A 17735-nucleotide genomic window follows, 5' to 3' on the forward strand; every position below is an offset into this window, starting at 1 on the left:
ACATTACTTACGCAACACTAGACTCCTGTTTTTTTATAATTCTACCAAACTCATTGAAGAAGGCATTTAATAGAATCGCAGCTAAGGTACCTCCCGTAATACCACTATGTAAAACAATTCCTGCCCACTCTGGCAAGGTATGGTAGAAGCTAGGAACAGCCAATGGAATCATACTCACTCCCACACTCACTGCCACAATCAGAGAATTTTTATTCCCTTCATAATTTACTTTTGCTAATGACTTAATGCCACTGGCAGCTACCATACCAAACATGACAATTCCAGCACCACCAAGTACAGGGTTAGGAATGGCAGCTACAAGAGCTGCCGCCTTAGGTAGAAGCCCCAAGACAATCAATATAAATCCACCAGAGGCAACAACAAAACGACTTTTAATGCCTGTCAAACTTACAAGACCAACGTTCTGGGCAAATGCAGTATGAGGAAAAGAATTAAATATTCCGCCAATTAATGTACCAATACCATCAGTCCGAAGTCCCTTGGTTAAATCATTTGGTTGGAGAGGTTTTTTTACAATTTCAGCGATAGCAACGAGATCACCCGTTGTTTCTGTCATTACTACAAGCATAACTACAGTCATGGCTAAAATGGAGGAAAATTCAAAGGTAGGCAGCCCAAAAGCAAAGGGCGATGTAACTCCAATCCAGTTTGCTTGAGATATTTTTGATAAATCTGTTATTCCTAGAGGTATGGCAATGATCGTACCAAAAATCAATCCCAGGAGTACAGAAATATTACTTAAAAAGCCCTTACAATAACGATTTAATAGCAAAATAAATGACAGTACCACAAAAGCCAAACAAATATAGGTACCATTTGCATAATTCGGAGCAGAAGGATTACCTCCAGCCGACCAGTTCACAGCAACTGGTAATAAAGAAATACCAATGATGGTAATGATAGTTCCAGTAACAACCTGTGGAAAGAAACGCAGTAGTTTACTAAAATACGGACTAAGCAGATAAGTTATAACACCTGCTGCAATGGTTGAACCGAAAATACTAGTTAACCCATGAGTCTGCCCGATAATAATCATGGGCGTTACAGCAGCAAACGTCACACCTTGCATCAAAGGAAGTTTACTACCAATATGGCCAAACCCAATACACTGAATAATGGTTGTAATACCTGCCACAAATAGATCTGCATTAATAAGATAAATAAGTACGTCATTTGGTAATTTAAGCGCATTAGCAAGAATCAAAGGAACTGCAACAGCCCCAGCATACATCGCCAAGACATGTTGCAATCCATAGACAAAGGTCTGCCCTAATGGCAATTTTTCATCTACTGGATGACACACGTTTTCTGGCATTTCAATCACCCCATTATTTATTTCACCAACGCTGCTAATAGCAAAATACAATAATTTCTTCTGCTATTATAATCTAGACCATAACTTAGAGCTTAGCTCCCGTGCTTTACTGCAGATCTCAACCTCATCCAGATCCACTAGTTTTCTTTCAAGCATAAGGATCTTTCCATTGATAATCGTTGTAACAACCGCTCTGCCTGATATACCAAATAAAATATGACCATTAACATTATTTTCATGTAAGGCAGTAGGCGGATCATAATCTACGATAATGACATCGGCATAACAACCGGGAGCTAATTTGCCAATAGGATGAGAAAAATACTGGCTGCTGATTGCGGGATTATTTTCAAATACCATGGTTGGTATTTCGCCCCATGCTACGCTAGGATTTCCTTGGTTATGCTTATGTAAGATATTGGCGACTTTAAATGATTCAAACATATCGCTGGTGTAACCATCTGTGCCCAAACCAACTGTAATGCCCTTTTCCATTAAGGCAAGAACAGGAGAACAGCCCACTGCATTTCCCATATTTGATTCAGGATTATGAACTACATTGGTACCTTTTACCCGTAAAATATCCATTTCACGTTCATCTACATGAACGCAATGTATAGCAAGGGATTTGGGACCAACCATCCCAAACTCAGCCAAACGCTCTACAACTCGTTTTCCATATTTCTTTACTGAATCCACTTGATCAGCAGCGTCTTCAGCCACATGAACATGAAAACCTATTTTTGATTCATCATTTACTTTAGAACACTTTGCAAGGGTCTCATTACTTAATGTCATAGAGGCATGAAGACCAAACATACCTCTTGTCAAATCATCTTGCCGACTAGTAGCATAATTGATAAACTCGATATTTTCCTGTATCCCGTCTTCCATAATTTGCTTACCATCCCGGTCCGATACTTCATAGCACAAACAGCTTCGTATGCCGGCAGCCTGAGTGGCCCTTGCCATTTCAAATAAGCTCTGCCGCACTGCCCCTGGACTAGCATGATGATCGAAAATGGTGGTCGTACCATTTTTGATACAATCAATCAATACAACCATTGCACTATAATAAATATCCTCTAATGTCAAAGCCTTGTCTATCCGCCACCATAAACGCTCTAAAATTTCCACGAAATTTTGTGGTGGAGCGTCTTTAGATGACATGCCACGAGCAAAGGTACTATATAAATGCATATGAGTATTTATCATTCCAGGCATGATGACCCTGCCTTTGGCATCCATAAATTCAGCATCAGGGTATTGCTGCCGCATCTTTTGAGTCAAGCCAACTTCAATAATCATATTTTCCTGAATTACTACACAACCATCAGCCAGATACGGCTGACACGTATCCCTCGTTATCACCTTGCCATTGCCAACAAGCAACATGCCTATCCCCTCACTTACTTTTATATTTACTCATTTGCAGGAAATTTACCATCCCACACAATATCACGGTACTTCTCAGGATCCGTATCGCCTTCTGTACTAAAGAGGAGTATTTTGGAGTTTTTATTAAGACCAAACTTAGCTCTTACCTCTTTCATCTTTTCATTGGTCATGATTGTAGCTAATAATCCAGCTGTAACCGCTCCTGATTCTCCTGAGATAACTTGAAAATCTTCCTTTATCGGGCTTCCCAAAATGCGCATTCCTCTTGCTGCCACCCAATCAGGACAAGAAACAAAGCTATCACTATAATCTCTTAAAACATTCCAACTAATAGTGTTGGGTTCACCACAAGCCAAGCCAGCCATAATCGTATTAAGATCGCCTGTAACAGCATGAGGCTGACCATCATTCGCTAGGATAGACTGATATAAGCAATCCGCTTGATCAGATTCAACAATGATTGTTTGCGGCCGTTCTTCACCAAACACAGAGGAGAAATATCCTTGTACGGCACCTGCTAACGAACCAACACCGGCTTGAATAAAGATATGTGTAGGTTTGTCAACATTCATTTCCTGTAATTGTTCCAAAGCCTCAGCAGCCATGGTGCCATATCCCTGCATAATCCAAGCAGGTATTTCCTCATATCCTTCCCATGCAGTATCTTGGACGACTACCCAGCCATTTTTTTTGGCATTTTCAGATGTTAATCGCACAGCGTCGTCATAATTTAATTCGGTTATATATGCTACTGCTCCCTCTGCCTTAATGTTGTTGAGTCGTGTAATGGAAGACCCTTTAGGCATGTATACTACGGACTTTTGTTTCAATCGGCTCGCAGTCCAAGCCACCCCCCGCCCATGATTTCCGTCAGTTGTTGTAGCAAAAGTAATTTCGCCTAGCTGCTTACGTGTCTCATCCGAAACTAAATTTTTATAATCTAATTGGCTAATATCTTTGCCCAGACATTGTGCTAGATAATTAGCTATGGCAAAGGATCCTCCCAGTACTTTAAAAGCATTTAAGCCAAAACGATACGATTCATCTTTTACATATACCCCTGCCACTCCTAAATGAGTAGCCAAATTCTTTAAATTACGCAATGGTGTACGACTATATTCAGGAAAACTCTCATGAAATTTTTTAACTTTTTCTATTTCTTTCTGACTCAAAAAATTAATAGAAACCTTTGCTGTTTTTCCCAACAAATCATTCATAGCCCATTTTATTTTTTGTTCCATATACTTCTGCTCCTTTTCCACGATTATCCCATACGTATCATATTGCAAGAACTATGCCAAAAATCAGATAACAGCATAAATACTTATTCATATTAAGGCTCGCATAGGAAGAAGCAGCTAGATACTTAGTAATGTACATGTAATACCTAAAGCCAATCAGACAATATAAAGCAAAAATTTTTCCTATGATATAAGATAATTACCGTTTTTTTTATCAATATGATATTTTTTATCAATATGATAAATATCGCATTTTACATTTTTTTATTCTCTCACCAACCTCTAATGAGAACTCTCAAGAGGTTTATATCAATTAAATTCTAAAAATTTATTATCATTATGATAATTTTATTTTCGATATCACTATTAGCTTCATTCCAAAATAAATACCAATTATAATAACTCATTCAATTTTCGATATAAGGTAGCAACTCCAATTCCTAACTGTTTTGCAGCTACCTGCTTACCTTTTGTAGTATTGCCATGAAAAGCAACAGCCTTCAATATATGCTCTCGTTCTACTTCTCGCAAAAGCCGAATACTTTCACCCTCGGCCTGCCCTATATCATTTTTATATTCACGAATATTGCGAGGTAATGTGTCCTCAGTTAATGTCCCTAATTCGTCTGCCATGTTAATCATAAACTCAATAGTATTTTCTAACTCACGTACATTACCAGGCCAAGGATAATGAATTAGAATATTCATAGTTTGCTGATCAATAGCCTGTACTTTCTTATGAAATAAACCACAGTATTTTTCTATAGTACTAGCTACAACCAATGGTATATCTTCTATTCTTTGCCCAAGAGCCGGTGCTTCAAGTGGAATCACATTCAATCTATAATATAAATCCTCACGAAACTTATTTTCTTTGATTAAAGCTTTCAAATCCTTATTTGTGGCAGCTATAACCCGAACATCAAATGATATTAACTGATTAGAACCAATTCGTACTAGCTTTCGCTCTTGTAAAACCCTTAGCAATTTAACTTGTAAGTAAATTGGCATATCACCCACTTCATCTAAGAAAATAACGCCTTTATTCGCAAGTTCAAACTTGCCAATTTTCCCACGTGGGTCTGCTCCAGTAAAAGCCCCTTTTATATAACCAAAAAGTTCACTTTCTAATAAAGTATCAGGTATAGCTCCACAGTTTACAGCAATGAAGGGTTTATCACTTCGATTACTTGTAGCATGAATGGCCCTAGCAATCAATTCTTTACCTGTACCACTCTGCCCTGTAACAAGTACTGTAGATGTAGAGTCAGCTACCTTGCGTATTTTATTTTTTAGTTGTTTAATTACTTCCGCTTCACCAATAATATTGTCTAAGCTAACCAATTTAGATACATTTGTTAAGCCATAAATGTCTGATTTTACACTTTTCATTTCGTCAAAAATAAAAATTTTATCATAAACTGCTAAACCTGGAGATACGCTTAATAAATTTCCCATTAAGTAGAACTTTTTGTTTGCAATCATGATTTTATATTCCTCTACCCCTAACATCGAATCACCAGTAGCCTCAATGACAACTTTTTCGTTGATACAAGATGAGGTTAATTGCAATTGCTTTAAAGCACTCTCATTAATTTGAATAATTTGATTACTTTGATTTAAGATCAGTACACCTTTGTCTACATTATTAATCACTTGCAGTAATAAATTAGTTATGACTTGGTTTCGTTCGTTCTCTCGATGCTCATAGGCTTTCGCTCCTATAAATCCTGCAATTTGCAGTATGAATAGTTGATAAAAATCTATATCATCTAATAATCTTTGCTTTTGCTCTTCATCAAAACAAATTAATCCAATTACCCCAATAATTTCATCATTTAATTTAATAGGAGTACATAACTCCATTTTTTCATCACAGCAGCTCTGTTTGGAACACAACTTACAAAATATATGTTCACCAGGTTCTTTAATTAATTGGGTTTCACCCGTAGCCAGCACTTGCTGATAAACAAAGCCTTCTTTCGACATATCAACATTTATTTGGTTAATGTATTGTCCTGTACCAGAAATACGAAATAAATTACTATCAACAATCTCCACATCCACTTTAATCACATGAGAAATCATATTTCCATACTGAATAACTACATCCTGAATTTCCTGTAAAATTGTTTTTTGCACAACAGCCTGCCCCCCACTACTCTTTTCTCAGTAACTGCTAGAGCTGCTTTCTTGCTAACTATGGAAATCCATAAGCAATATGGAATAATTCCACATAGCAATTGCTTCTCCTTCAACTAGTCCTAAAGCCTTAATAACATGGAACTGTCCGCCTTAAAGCAATCTAGTACTATAAGAAAAAGACTTGATCTTAAGGAGCTTATACTCTACTTGATCAAGTCTATTTTATCCTACAAAGCAGATTACGGATGATCGACTTTTTTACCAGCTACATATCTGGCAATAATATCTCGATCGTCGCCGATATAAATAAACCGATGCAGTCGTTCTTCCAAAGACCGCTGATTCGGATCGACTACATAGTGATCATGAATGACTAATGCATCAAATTCGTATTCTGCCTCAAAGCTGCCTACCTGACCAAAAAAGCTGCCGCCACCCTTGGTTGCCAGATAAAAAGCTTCTCGCATAGTAATAAAATCTTCCGTCTTCTGCGTTTCCAGCCATTTCAATTTGGACGCTTGCACAGTTTCTACCATCACCTGCGCTATGGACACCTGGTGTCCGCCCGCGACGTCGGAACCCAATCCAACCGAAACCCCTTGTTTAATAATCCTGCGAATAGGTGCTATCCCGCTGGATAGGTTAGCATTGGAAGATGGGCAATGAGCCACATATACATTATTCTTCGCCATCAGTTCTATTTCGGCAGCATCACTATGGACACAGTGTGCCATAATGGTTGGCTGCTGGCCGAATAATTCAAATTGATTATAGACGTCTCCATAGTTCTGGCACTTCCGATGCAATTCTCTCACCCAGGTGACCTCAGCAGTATTTTCTGATAAGTGGGACTGGACCGGCACCTGATACTTCTTGGCTAAGTAAGCCAGTCCCGTCATCAGTTCCGGTGTACAGGAAGGTACAAACCTTGGCGTGACAATCGGCTTTACCAATGCATACCGACTGGCAGTGTCTTGCAAAAATTCCTCCGTATCGGCCAATGACTGCTTTGTTGTTTCTGTCAGTGCTGGCGGAGAATTCCGGTCCATATTGACTTTTCCCACATATCCTCCCAAACCTGCCCCTGCCAGCAGTTCCAGCAACTTAGCCGTAGCCTCTTTATGAATGGTGCCAAACAGTACAGCACGTGTGGTCCCCCATCTCCAAAGATCTACAACAACCGCCTTATAAACTGCTTCTGCATATGCCAAATCGTTAAATTTAGCCTCTGCTGGAAAAGTATATTTTTCCAGCCATGGAAGTAATTCCAGATCAAGTCCCAAACCGCGGTTGACAAATTGCGGTGCATGGGAATGCAAGTCCACAAATCCCGGAATTATCAGATCATCTCCATAATCGATTACAGGCAACCCTGTAAATTCTTCAGGAAGCTCAGTATACGTTCCTTTGATCCACTGTCCTTCAATTACAATATAACGATTTTCCAGAACTGTTAACTGACCAAAACTGGGTGTAAAAATGAAATTTCCTTTAATAATCATCACGTCATTATTCATTATTATATTCACCCACCTTTTTTACTTAGAACCGCTCACAAAATCAAATATTCCCAGAACGTCACTACTTCATCCAGAGGTGGATTGCGAAAATAATGGATAAAACGTACATTAAAGGATTAATCTCTTTCACTCTGCCAGTAACCACTTTGAGCAGTGTATAAGCAATGAAACCGAAGGCCATGCCTTCCACAATACTAGACGTTAACGGCATCAAAATAATTGTTAAAAACGCCGGCAGCGCATTGGTAAAGTCGGTAAAATCAATGTGTGCAATTTCACCGATCATTAAAGCTCCCAAAATAATAAGGATGGAGGAAGTAGCAGCCCCTGGAACCAAAGCAGCCAAAGGCGTTATAAAAAGAGTGGCCAAAAATAATATCCCGGTAGTAACGGATGCCAAACCTGATTTGCCTCCAGCCCCAACACCTGCCGCACTCTCCAGATAAGAAGTCACTGTACAGGAGCCCAAAAAGCTTCCCATCATAGCTGCCAAAGAACCCGCCAGCAAAGCTTTATTAATATCAGGCAGATTACCGTTTTTGTCAAGTAATTTAGCCTTACCGGAAATAGCAATTAACGTGCCGATATTATCAAACAGATCCACAATGGTAATCGTAAAAATAATGGATACCAGGCCATATCCAATGGCTGCCATAATATCCAATTGCCCCATAGTTTCAACCGGCATTGGCGGAATAAAGGAAATTAAATCGTTAATGCTTGTTGGCACTTTGGCAACCCCCATAAACATGCCGATTATCGTGGTCGATAAAATGCCAATCAGGAAAGCACCTTTTACCTTGCGTGCCAATAAAATACTGTTTATAATCAGACCGATAATCGCTAAAAGTACCCCAGGTTGTTTTAAACTGCCTAAGGTTACAATGGTGCCCGGGGATGGAACAATAATGCCGGCCCCCTTAAAGCCAATAAAGGCGATAAATAAGCCAAGGCCTACACCGATAGCGGATTTAAGCATGGTAGGGATCGCTTCAATGACCGCCTTGGTGATATTGGTTATGGCGAGTATAAAGAATAACACTCCTGATACAAAAACCGCGCCCAATGCTGTTTGCCAACTTAGGCCCATGCTGCCAACCATAACGAAAGCAAATACAGCGCCTAAACCTAATCCTGGCCCCATCGCAATGGGTAAATTAGCGTAAAGACCAATCAGTAAAGTAGCAAATACCGTGGAAAGAATGGTAGCCGCCGTAGCGCTGGTGTGAGGCATGCCAGCCGCGGCCAGAAATTGTCCTGGTATGACAAAAATCAGATAAGACATAGCAATAAAGGTAGTTAAACCAGCTAACATTTCAGTCCTTATATCTGTTCCTCTTTGCGATAATTTAAAATATCGGTTCAAGAAAACTTGTATATTGCCTTGATTTTCCGTTACTTGTGTTTTCAACATGTACTTACGCTCCTTATTTTTAAATATGGCTATTTCATGCTAGATTTAAAATAATGAATTACTATGCACAGCACTTTCTCATAACGTAATCATCAATTCATCGTGACATTTTGAAGTCAGATTCCATTGCTTTCAAGAAAATCACGAAGTAAATTCATACAAACAGCTTTTCTGTATTCTGCCGAAATTCTACCTTTAATAGGAATAATTGCCTGATCATACGCTGCTATATACTCTTTCTTAACAACCTTGGCCTCTTTCGTCGTTTTACCGACTAACATTGCATCAATATCTGGCCGTCTGATGATAATATCGCTGACTGCGCCAAATGCAGTCATACAGTTCACAATCTTACCATCCGCGACATTCAAAATGGCAGCAAAGGAGACTCGAGAAATTGCCAACGCATCTCTAGCCCCCACTTTCTTATAATAATAATTACTGAGATTGATTCGATCTATCAGAATTTCAACAAGTAGTTCATCCGACTTAAGAGCAGTCTTCTTTCTACCCAGATAGAACTCTGCAATCGGAAGAACTCGTTCCCCCCTGCTGCTGACAAGGCGTAGTTTAGCATCTGTCGCAAATAAGATCAGTGCACTGTCCCCTTTAGCTGAACCATTACAGATATTGCCGCCAATCGTAGCTAGGTTTCGGATTGCCGGTGCCGCAATCTGCGCTGCTGCTTCCTTTAAAATCTCCGGTACCAACTCATTTTCAATAATCTCAGTAAAAGTGCATGCAGCACCAATTCGGAGATATTCTGTATCTTCTATGATATTTTTCATCTCGGATATTCTAGCAAGAAACAAAAATGTCGCATGTTCCTCTGGATCAATCATCAAATCGGTACCCCCGCTGTAAGGCGTCACCGATTCTTTGGCAAGGATCTTCAATGCTTCTTTCAAAGATGTTGCCTGGTAACCATTTACCATAAACCTTTCCCCTCCTTTGCTGCAATGCTAATCGCTTGTACGATGGCATTATAACCAGTGCATCTGCAAAGGTTACCGGAAATCCCTTCACGTATCTCTGCCTCCGTCGGGTTTGGATTCTTGGCAAGGATACATTCGGACGCAAGTACCATACCCGGCGTACAAAAACCGCACTGTACTGCACTAACCGAGGCATATGACGTATCAAGAACTGCAAAACGCTCTGTTTTACGATAACCTTCAATGGTCATAACCGTACAGCTTTCAACATACCCCATCGCCACCATACAGGAATTAACTAATTTACCATCAATAATGACAGAACAGGCACCGCATTCCCCTTCCTTGCAGCCACACTTTACTCCAGTGCAAGCAAATTCAGTGCGAAGTATATCGAGCAGACGCTCATTTGCTTTAGCAGTTGACACAACCTTTTGACCATTAAGAATAAAGTTTATCATCATGTATTCACCCCCTGTAAAATTTTCATAACATCTTCCGGTGTGAATGGCACCTTATTTAAATTAGCACCAAGAGCATTTTCCATCGCTTCCACATAAGCAGGAGCCGCACCAACCAGAGGAAGTTCACCTGCCCCTTTGGCTCCATAGGGACCATGGGTATATGGATTGTTCATAATTTCAGCCACAAGATTTGGCACATCTACCGCTGTAGGAATGATATAATCGCTAAAGCTATTATTACGAATAATACCTTTAGCGTTATAATCCATTTGCTCCATGGAAGCATAACCAATTCCTTGCAGAAAACCGCCTTCCATCTGCCCCATGACAATATTCATATCAATGGGTACACCCACATCAAAAATACCCCATGCCCCAAGGATTTTTGTCGTGGCGGTCAGTGTGTCTACCTCCACTTCAATCGCATTGACCGACCAGGAATAAGTTGGATAGGCGTCGCCACTAAAGTCCTTAAGGTTAAAAGGAATTACAAAATCAGGTTCAACAAAATGCTCCTCTATCACTTGCTCTTTTCCTTCCTGCCATTCTTTCTTAAGTTTCTCTGCTGCACGCTGCAGCAATCCTCCAACGGTCATTAAAGAACGGCTGGCTACAGTAGGACCTGAATCAGGCACACGATCTGTATCCGGATTATCAATATATACCCGATCATAAGAAATACCAAGGGTGTCCGCAACGATTTTACAAAACGTAGTTTTAAGCCCTTGACCAATATCCGCGTTGCTAGCGAGAATCTCTACTGTATTATCTGGATTTTTCCTAATCTTGGCCACGGCCTTAATAATGTCACGTTCGCCGCTGCCGGTAAAACCACAACCATGAAAGAACATCGATAGACCGATGCCTTTTCGGTACCGTCCAATCTGCTGCTGATATTGCTTACGCTTAGCACGATAATCAGTCAACTCATCAATCCGCTGAATCATCTCAGGCAGTGGCACATGGAAATGATATTTGCCGCTTGTGGAAGTAGAATCGCCTTGTTTAACCATATATTTTTCTTTCAGCTCCAAAGAATCCAGACCCATTTCCTTGGCGATATGATCCATAATCATTTCTACGGCAAAGAAGGTCTGTGGCGCACCAAAACCGCGGTAGGCGCCGCAAGGTACCGTATTTGTCTTAACCGCACGCCCGCCAACGCGAAGATTATCGATGCGGTATACACCATTTGCACAAATCAAGCCACGCTGCAAAACAACTGCTGAAAGTGTAGTATAGGCACCGCTATTAAAGAGAACATCAATATCCATACCTGTAATTTCACCATTTTTAATTGCTACTTTATAGGTACTAAGGGATGGATGGCGTTTCGAAGTAAACTCCATATCTTCCCGTCGGTCAAAAATGACCTTAACTGGCTTATTTGCCTTTTTTGCTGCAACTGCGACCTGACAAGCGAGTATGGAAGGGAAGGCTTCCTTGCCGCCAAAGCCGCCGCCAGTAACATCTTGGATAATCTGAACGTCTTTTCCCTCACAGCCGATCGCGTTGGCAACTGCACTATGCACATAGTATGGACACTGCATCGAACCACGTACCGTCATGCGACCATCCTGAGGATAGGCAATAAGCCCCTGTGTTTCCAGATAAGCCTGTTCCTGATAACCTGTCTGAAAAGTCTCGATAAAAACACGATCCGCTTCCGCTAAGGCCTTATCCATATCTCCTTTTGTATAATTGTAATCAAAGAAAACTGTATCTGATGTCAGCATATCAAGAACTGGGATTTTCTCTTCATACACTACCACAATCTTATGCAAAATTGTCTCAACGACTTGATCATCCGGGCCAACAACCATTAAAATTGGCTCACCTACATATTCTACCGTATCCTCGGCATAAACAGGCGTGTCATGAATTATAATTGCAACACGATTTACACCTGTTACGTCGTTTTTATCCACAATCAAATAACCCTCAGGCAATTCAGGAAGAATAATCTTGGTAATACGTGCTTTTGCCTTGGCAGAATGTAACATTCTGCCATAAAGCATGCCGTCCATCAGATGATCATCTACATAAAGAGCACTACCGTTTATTTTGGCTTCATGGTCTTTCTTCTTTATTGATCCGCTAATATTTTCCATATTCTCCTCCCACGCGCATTCTAGTAATAGACATTTTCAAAAATGCCAAAACCATAAATTATAGTTTTGGCTGACAAATGAATCAAGATAAAATCAAACTCTCCATATAATCTGAAAGCCGATTGTAATCTTCCTGGGTATCTGCATCTAACATGCAGCCCATATCCTCAACAGGAACGGTTACAATTTGGCTTTCCAGCTGGTGCCATACTTCTCGCAGACCGCCCTCGCCAGTAAAAGCAAGGATATGTTTTATACATTTGCACGAAATCAAAGGCGGGTGTTTTCGGTATCCGTCAATTCATCATTTTTCCTTTTATTTTTAAAAGAGGTTTAAACGCTTTCATACGGCTGGATAAACCAGCAGCCAATAGAACACCATTGGTTCCAATGAAATATCACCTTCTCCAGTCCGAACATCACTGCAATCTTTTCTTTTACAGCTGTTTGTGTTTTACTTTTTATAAAAGGTGTCTTGTAACGGCAGTTGCGTACGGAATTTGCCGTCTAGCCGATAATAAGCATGAGAACAAGCTGGAGCCGTCGGAATCAAACATAATTCTCCACAGCCTTTTGCTCCATACGTTTCAGGAATCTTGCCCTTCCCCTGCACCAGAATCGTTTCCAATTCAGGAGCTTCCGTTGCTCTCATAAGTCCTAAAGTGCCAAGTTTAGTCTTTGGATAACCACATTCCACTTTAAACTCTTCCGTCATCGCATAGCCCAATCCCATGATGATGCCGCCTTCAATCTGACCTTCAACAGCTTGGATATTAACAGGTGTCCCCACATCATAGGCTGCCACTACTTTTTCAACTTTCCCCTCTTTATTCAGAATAACAACCTGCGCTCCATAACTATAACTGACATGACTGATGGGATTATCTTTAATAGCTCCCATTGGATCCGTCTTGACAGAATACTCTCCAGAAAATTCCCGACCTTCCAAATCTGCCAATGTTAATCCTTTATCCATTTCTGCTTTCAATTTCTCAGACCCTCGTCTAACCGCTTCACCAGTTACTACCGTTTGCCGCGAAGCCGTACTTGTTCCCGAATTAGGTGTACGTATCGTATCGGCTCTTTCGTGTACGATGCAGGAAGGATCTAAGCCCGTTGTCTCGCACAACACCGTCACACACATGGTTCCAATCCCCTGCCCCATACAAGCTGCCGAAGTTCGAATGTGAACCTTGCCTTGATCAATGGATAAAATACAACGGCCAATGTCCTTCTTGCCCACACCCGTGCCGCTATTTTTAAATGCTATAGCAATCCCTGCATATGGGTTAGATTCATATACATCCTTAACTGCTTCTAAACATTCTGCCATGGCGACACTTTCATCGGCAATCTGTCCATTAGGCAGCACCTGTCCGGGCCTTATTGCATTGCGGTAACGTATTTCCCATGGGGAAATACCCGCCATTTCTGCCAGTAAGTTAATATTATTTTCCGTAGCAAAGCAGCTTTGTGTTACACCAAAACCTCGAAATGCTCCAGCAACCACATTATTGGTATAAACAGACATGCCAAAAATGTCAATATTCTGATAATTATAAGGGCCAGCAGCATGAGTACAGGCGCGATGCAATACAGGTCCTCCCAGGGATGCATAGGCACCTGTATCCGCAATAATAACCGCTTTCATACCTGTTAAATAACCATATTCATCACAAGCTGTCGTAAATTCCATTTCCATGGCATGACGCTTAACATGATAGTCCAGACTTTCCTGCCGTGAAAATTTTACTTTGACTGGCTTTTTCGTATGCCATGCCATTAATGCGGCAAGATGTTGAACGCTCATATCTTCCTTACCGCCAAATCCTCCTCCCACCAATTGCGTCTGACAATGTACTTTTTCCAGGGGGATCTGAAGCATCAATGCAATTTCACGCTGTTCATCATACACAGACTGGGCACCAGAATATAAGAAAATGCCGTCTTCTCCTTCTGGCATAGCAATGGCACATTCCGGTTCCATGAAACCATGTTCCTGAAATGGTGTTTTATATTTTCTAGTTACGACATATTTAGAATTTTTAATGGCTTCATCCGCATTACCTCGTTGAAGACTCGCACGACTCATAACATTTCCATCCGCATGGATTAAAGGAGCATCTGCCTTTAATCCATCGGTAGGACAGGTAATCGGTGTTAACTCTGTGTAATCAACTTCCACCAATTTACAGACTTCATCCAATTTATCTTTATCATAGGTTGCTACCAATGCCAATGAATCCCCTACATATCTAGTTGTTTGACCCTCAGCAATCATTACGTCCCAATCTTGCTTGGCATGACCGATCACATTATGGGGAACATCCTTCGCCAGTAAAATTTTCACGCAGTCTGGATGCGCTTCTGCTTTACTAATATCTATTTTGTTGACAACCGCTCTTGGATATCGGGACCGAACTGTTTTTGCATAAATCATTCCGGGTAACTTAAGATCATCGACAAAAATACCAGTTCCATTTACTTTTTCTGCTACATCGATACGTTTGAATCTCTGGGCCACCTTTAATTCATTTGAAGAAATGGGAATGGACAGCTCATTCCTGAAATATGCCGCTGCCAACAAAATGGCTTCTTCTATTTTTTTATAACCGGTACAACGGCAAAGGTTTCCTCTGATTGCTTTCTTTACCTCTGAAATCGTTGGATTCAGGTTAACGTCCAATAATGCCTTTGCAGAAATAATCATACCTGGAATACAAAAACCGCATTGAACTGCACCTGCTTCACCAAAAGAATGTTCATAAACAGTCCTTTCCCGCTCGCTTAATCCTTCTACTGTTAAAATTTGTTTGCCTACAAATTTTGAAACTTTTTGCACACAGGCTTTCACTGCTTTTCTATCCACTAATACAGTACATGTTCCACAGGCGCCTTCACTGCAGCCGTCTTTTGCAGAAGTAATTTGCAAATCATCTCTTAAAAAAGCCAATAAAGGTTTGTCAAATTGAGAAACTACCTCTTTACCATTGATATGCAAGGTAAACATAAATAACCTCCTATTCTATAACAATTCAACGATTTTTCCGTTAAAATTATTATAAAATGGAAGTTATTTTCCATCAAATTCTTTGTCAAAAGAACTTGCTTCCTATTTAGTTCCAACTGCTAGAATAATCGGTCAAATTCATTTTTTGCATATTGGCGTACATTGTGTTCAAATTCCTGATATTTTTCCAAAAAATCAATACCCTCTTTAGTCAAATATGTTTTTCCGCCCTTGCTGCCGCCATGTTTTCTTTCCACCACTGCATACCCTAACTCTTGTTCTAATTCATTTAGCATGTTCCATGCTTTACTATAAGACAAGGCAATATGTCTGCAAGCACTCCGTACCGAGTGGGTATCCTGAATCAAAATCAAGAGCAGCTTTGTTCTTGAATTAAAAAACAGAGATTCTTTTTCAATACTAATTCTAACAAAAGGATGTAGAATCTGATGATTATGTTTTTTTAAAAGTTGATCTAATCGACCAATAGCATCCGTATCATGGAGGATACCCTCATCTTCTATCGCTATCCATTTCCTTTCCACTCCGATATTTTCAATGGCTCCCCGCATTCCCATATTCCCCTCATACGTTAGAATCCTAGGAATCAATTCGGAAGATACCAAAAGGGGATGACCAGCTTTTCCATGATAAGATGGAGATATTAACTTTTCACCACATTCCATCATTCTTTGAATCGTATCGGGTGTAAATAGTGAAATATTTACTGGATTGAAGATTACCTGATCACATTTATTCTGTAAAAACTCAAGTCCGATTTTTGCAGAATCAAACATCTGTGAATTTTCATACTGTAAATTTCGCAAAAATATGACCCCATAATCTGCTAAATCATGTTCAATTTCTTCAGCTCGATGCCCCGTAATGACCACAATAGGCGAAATTCCAACTTGCTGAAAGGTTAAAACAATTCTTTTTACTATTGTAATAGAGCCAATCTTCAATAGCGGATCTAGTTCGTTTCTTACTGACGCCTTTCCTGCTGCAACAATTAAGCCACCCGTTATTTTTTTTTCCTTTTGTTCATACTCAAACGACTTACTCTGTCTAGGTAGTGTCAAATTTGACACCTCCCTTTTTTATTTGAACTCTCACGAAAAATTCAAGTATCTCTTATGTGCAATGTCGAGAGAATGCTAGTAGCCCGCTCAAAGTAAGATAAAAGTCTAATAAAATTTTGACTTTATTCTGTTCTATTTTGTGATACTATAGTAACTAGAATATATTTGATTACTAAGGTGGTAAATAAAATGGATATTAAAAATGCATATTGGTTTTTATTTCATGATGATGAGCTTTTAGTCAAAGAAGTGGAAGGAATCAGCACGATCCTTTCAAGTTCTGATATAGAATTATTAAGACTTAATCCCATCAACGTCCAGTGTATTGGTACTCTTCATGAACAAGAATGCTTTATTGCTCACTTAGATGAGACAATACCGGAAGAATTATTTTGGAAAAAAGTACGTCCTTTGTATGGAAATATGGAAGACGAATGTTTTGGGTTTGCTTGCCGCGCGCTTCATATCATAAACTGGATGAAAACCAGTAAATTTTGCGGCTGCTGCGGAACTCCCATGAGTGTATCCCAGCAAGAACTTGCCATGCAATGTCCGAGCTGCGGTCATATTGTCTACCCTCGCATATCTCCGGCTATTATTGTAGCTGTTACAAAAGATGATCAAATCCTTCTAGCACGTTCCAATCGATTCCCACCTAACCGTTATAGTGTTATTGCAGGTTTTGTAGAGCCAGGTGAATCACTAGAAGATTGTGTTCAACGAGAACTAAAAGAAGAAGTCGGAGTTGAAGTACATTCTATCAGTTATTTTGGAAACCAGCCGTGGCCTTTCCCCGATTCTCTGATGATTGCCTTTACAGCTCAATGTTCAACAGAAAAAATAACCATTGATAACCAAGAAATCGTAGAAGCCGGCTGGTTTTCTGCTCATAACCTTCCTGATATTCCCGACAAACTAAGTGTAGCAAGACGACTGATTGACTGGTTCGTAGAAAAACAAACAGTGAGCCACACCTAACCTGACGTCGATTTAAAGTTCCCTGCCTTCACTCCTTTCATCATAATATTTGAAACTCTCCCTTTTTTGTTATCTATGTACTTTGAAACTTATACATTTCA

General features: G+C 40.0%; 13 protein-coding genes. 1 reads left to right on the plus strand and 12 read right to left on the minus strand.

Annotated features, from left to right (window positions below; all coding sequences use genetic code 11):
• Positions 1–7: 7 nt before the first annotated feature.
• The 12 genes from JBW_RS12555 to JBW_RS12610 all read right to left on the minus strand — a co-directional run bounded on the left by JBW_RS12555 (position 8) and on the right by JBW_RS12610 (position 16656).
• A complete protein-coding gene (locus JBW_RS12555) occupies positions 8–1387 on the minus strand; it encodes a nucleobase:cation symporter-2 family protein (RefSeq protein ID WP_007952587.1) in 1380 nt (459 codons plus the stop codon).
• Between the two features lie 15 nt (positions 1388–1402).
• Positions 1403–2731 carry a putative aminohydrolase SsnA gene (gene ssnA, locus JBW_RS12560; protein WP_007952586.1) on the minus strand — a complete coding sequence of 443 codons (1329 nt, stop codon included), beginning with the start codon at positions 2729–2731 and terminating at the stop codon, positions 1403–1405.
• Positions 2732–2757: 26 nt separating this feature from the next.
• Entirely contained in the window at positions 2758–3975 is a 1218-nt protein-coding gene (gene dpaL, locus JBW_RS12565) for a diaminopropionate ammonia-lyase (protein ID WP_007952585.1), read from the minus strand.
• A gap of 393 nt (positions 3976–4368) precedes the next feature.
• Complete coding sequence (locus JBW_RS12570; RefSeq protein ID WP_007952584.1) at positions 4369–6117, minus strand: sigma 54-interacting transcriptional regulator; 1749 nt, start codon at positions 6115–6117, stop codon at positions 4369–4371.
• 242 nt (positions 6118–6359) lie between these two features.
• On the minus strand, positions 6360–7637 hold the full coding sequence (locus tag JBW_RS12575) for an amidohydrolase family protein (protein WP_007952583.1): 1278 nt from the start codon (positions 7635–7637) through the stop codon (positions 6360–6362).
• Positions 7638–7701: 64 nt separating this feature from the next.
• Complete coding sequence (locus tag JBW_RS12580; RefSeq protein WP_007952582.1) at positions 7702–9054, minus strand: NCS2 family permease; 1353 nt, start codon at positions 9052–9054, stop codon at positions 7702–7704.
• Positions 9055–9170: 116 nt separating this feature from the next.
• The gene (locus JBW_RS12585) at positions 9171–9989 is read right to left on the minus strand and encodes an FAD binding domain-containing protein (RefSeq protein WP_007952576.1); all 819 of its coding nucleotides are present in this window, start codon (positions 9987–9989) and stop codon (positions 9171–9173) included.
• Positions 9983–10453, minus strand: coding sequence for a (2Fe-2S)-binding protein (locus JBW_RS12590; protein ID WP_007952574.1), 471 nt, complete (start codon positions 10451–10453; stop codon positions 9983–9985). The genes JBW_RS12585 and JBW_RS12590 overlap by 7 nt, the downstream gene beginning before the upstream one ends.
• On the minus strand, positions 10450–12564 hold the full coding sequence (locus JBW_RS12595) for a xanthine dehydrogenase family protein molybdopterin-binding subunit (RefSeq protein WP_007952566.1): 2115 nt from the start codon (positions 12562–12564) through the stop codon (positions 10450–10452). The genes JBW_RS12590 and JBW_RS12595 overlap by 4 nt, the downstream gene beginning before the upstream one ends.
• An 82-nt stretch (positions 12565–12646) precedes the next feature.
• The gene (locus tag JBW_RS25735; protein ID WP_052697334.1) at positions 12647–12838 is read right to left on the minus strand and encodes a hypothetical protein; all 192 of its coding nucleotides are present in this window, start codon (positions 12836–12838) and stop codon (positions 12647–12649) included.
• Between the two features lie 180 nt (positions 12839–13018).
• Positions 13019–15574 carry a selenium-dependent xanthine dehydrogenase gene (gene xdh / locus JBW_RS12605; RefSeq protein ID WP_007952565.1) on the minus strand — a complete coding sequence of 852 codons (2556 nt, stop codon included), beginning with the start codon at positions 15572–15574 and terminating at the stop codon, positions 13019–13021.
• Between the two features lie 119 nt (positions 15575–15693).
• Positions 15694–16656: an NTP transferase domain-containing protein gene (locus JBW_RS12610; protein WP_007952564.1), complete on the minus strand. Its 963-nt coding sequence runs from the start codon at positions 16654–16656 to the stop codon at positions 15694–15696.
• Between the two features lie 189 nt (positions 16657–16845).
• Here JBW_RS12610 and nudC point away from each other — a divergent pair, with 189 nt between their 5' ends.
• Positions 16846–17634: an NAD(+) diphosphatase gene (nudC, locus tag JBW_RS12615; RefSeq protein ID WP_007952557.1), complete on the plus strand. Its 789-nt coding sequence runs from the start codon at positions 16846–16848 to the stop codon at positions 17632–17634.
• Positions 17635–17735: the final 101 nt, after the last annotated feature.

It is taken from the genome of Pelosinus fermentans JBW45 (assembly GCF_000271665.2).
Taxonomy (GTDB): Bacteria; Bacillota; Negativicutes; order DSM-13327; family DSM-13327; genus Pelosinus; species Pelosinus baikalensis.

Coding starts and splice junctions, on each gene's coding strand:
- JBW_RS12595 (WP_007952566.1), bottom strand. CDS start 12,564: ATGGAAAATATTAGCGGATCAATAAAGAAGAAAGACCATGAAGCCAAA.
- xdh (WP_007952565.1), bottom strand. CDS start 15,574: ATGTTTACCTTGCATATCAATGGTAAAGAGGTAGTTTCTCAATTTGAC.
- JBW_RS12575 (WP_007952583.1), bottom strand. CDS start 7,637: ATGAATAATGACGTGATGATTATTAAAGGAAATTTCATTTTTACACCC.
- JBW_RS12585 (WP_007952576.1), bottom strand. CDS start 9,989: ATGGTAAATGGTTACCAGGCAACATCTTTGAAAGAAGCATTGAAGATC.
- JBW_RS12590 (WP_007952574.1), bottom strand. CDS start 10,453: ATGATGATAAACTTTATTCTTAATGGTCAAAAGGTTGTGTCAACTGCT.
- ssnA (WP_007952586.1), bottom strand. CDS start 2,731: ATGTTGCTTGTTGGCAATGGCAAGGTGATAACGAGGGATACGTGTCAG.
- dpaL (WP_007952585.1), bottom strand. CDS start 3,975: ATGGAACAAAAAATAAAATGGGCTATGAATGATTTGTTGGGAAAAACA.
- JBW_RS12580 (WP_007952582.1), bottom strand. CDS start 9,054: ATGTTGAAAACACAAGTAACGGAAAATCAAGGCAATATACAAGTTTTC.
- nudC (WP_007952557.1), top strand. CDS start 16,846: ATGGATATTAAAAATGCATATTGGTTTTTATTTCATGATGATGAGCTT.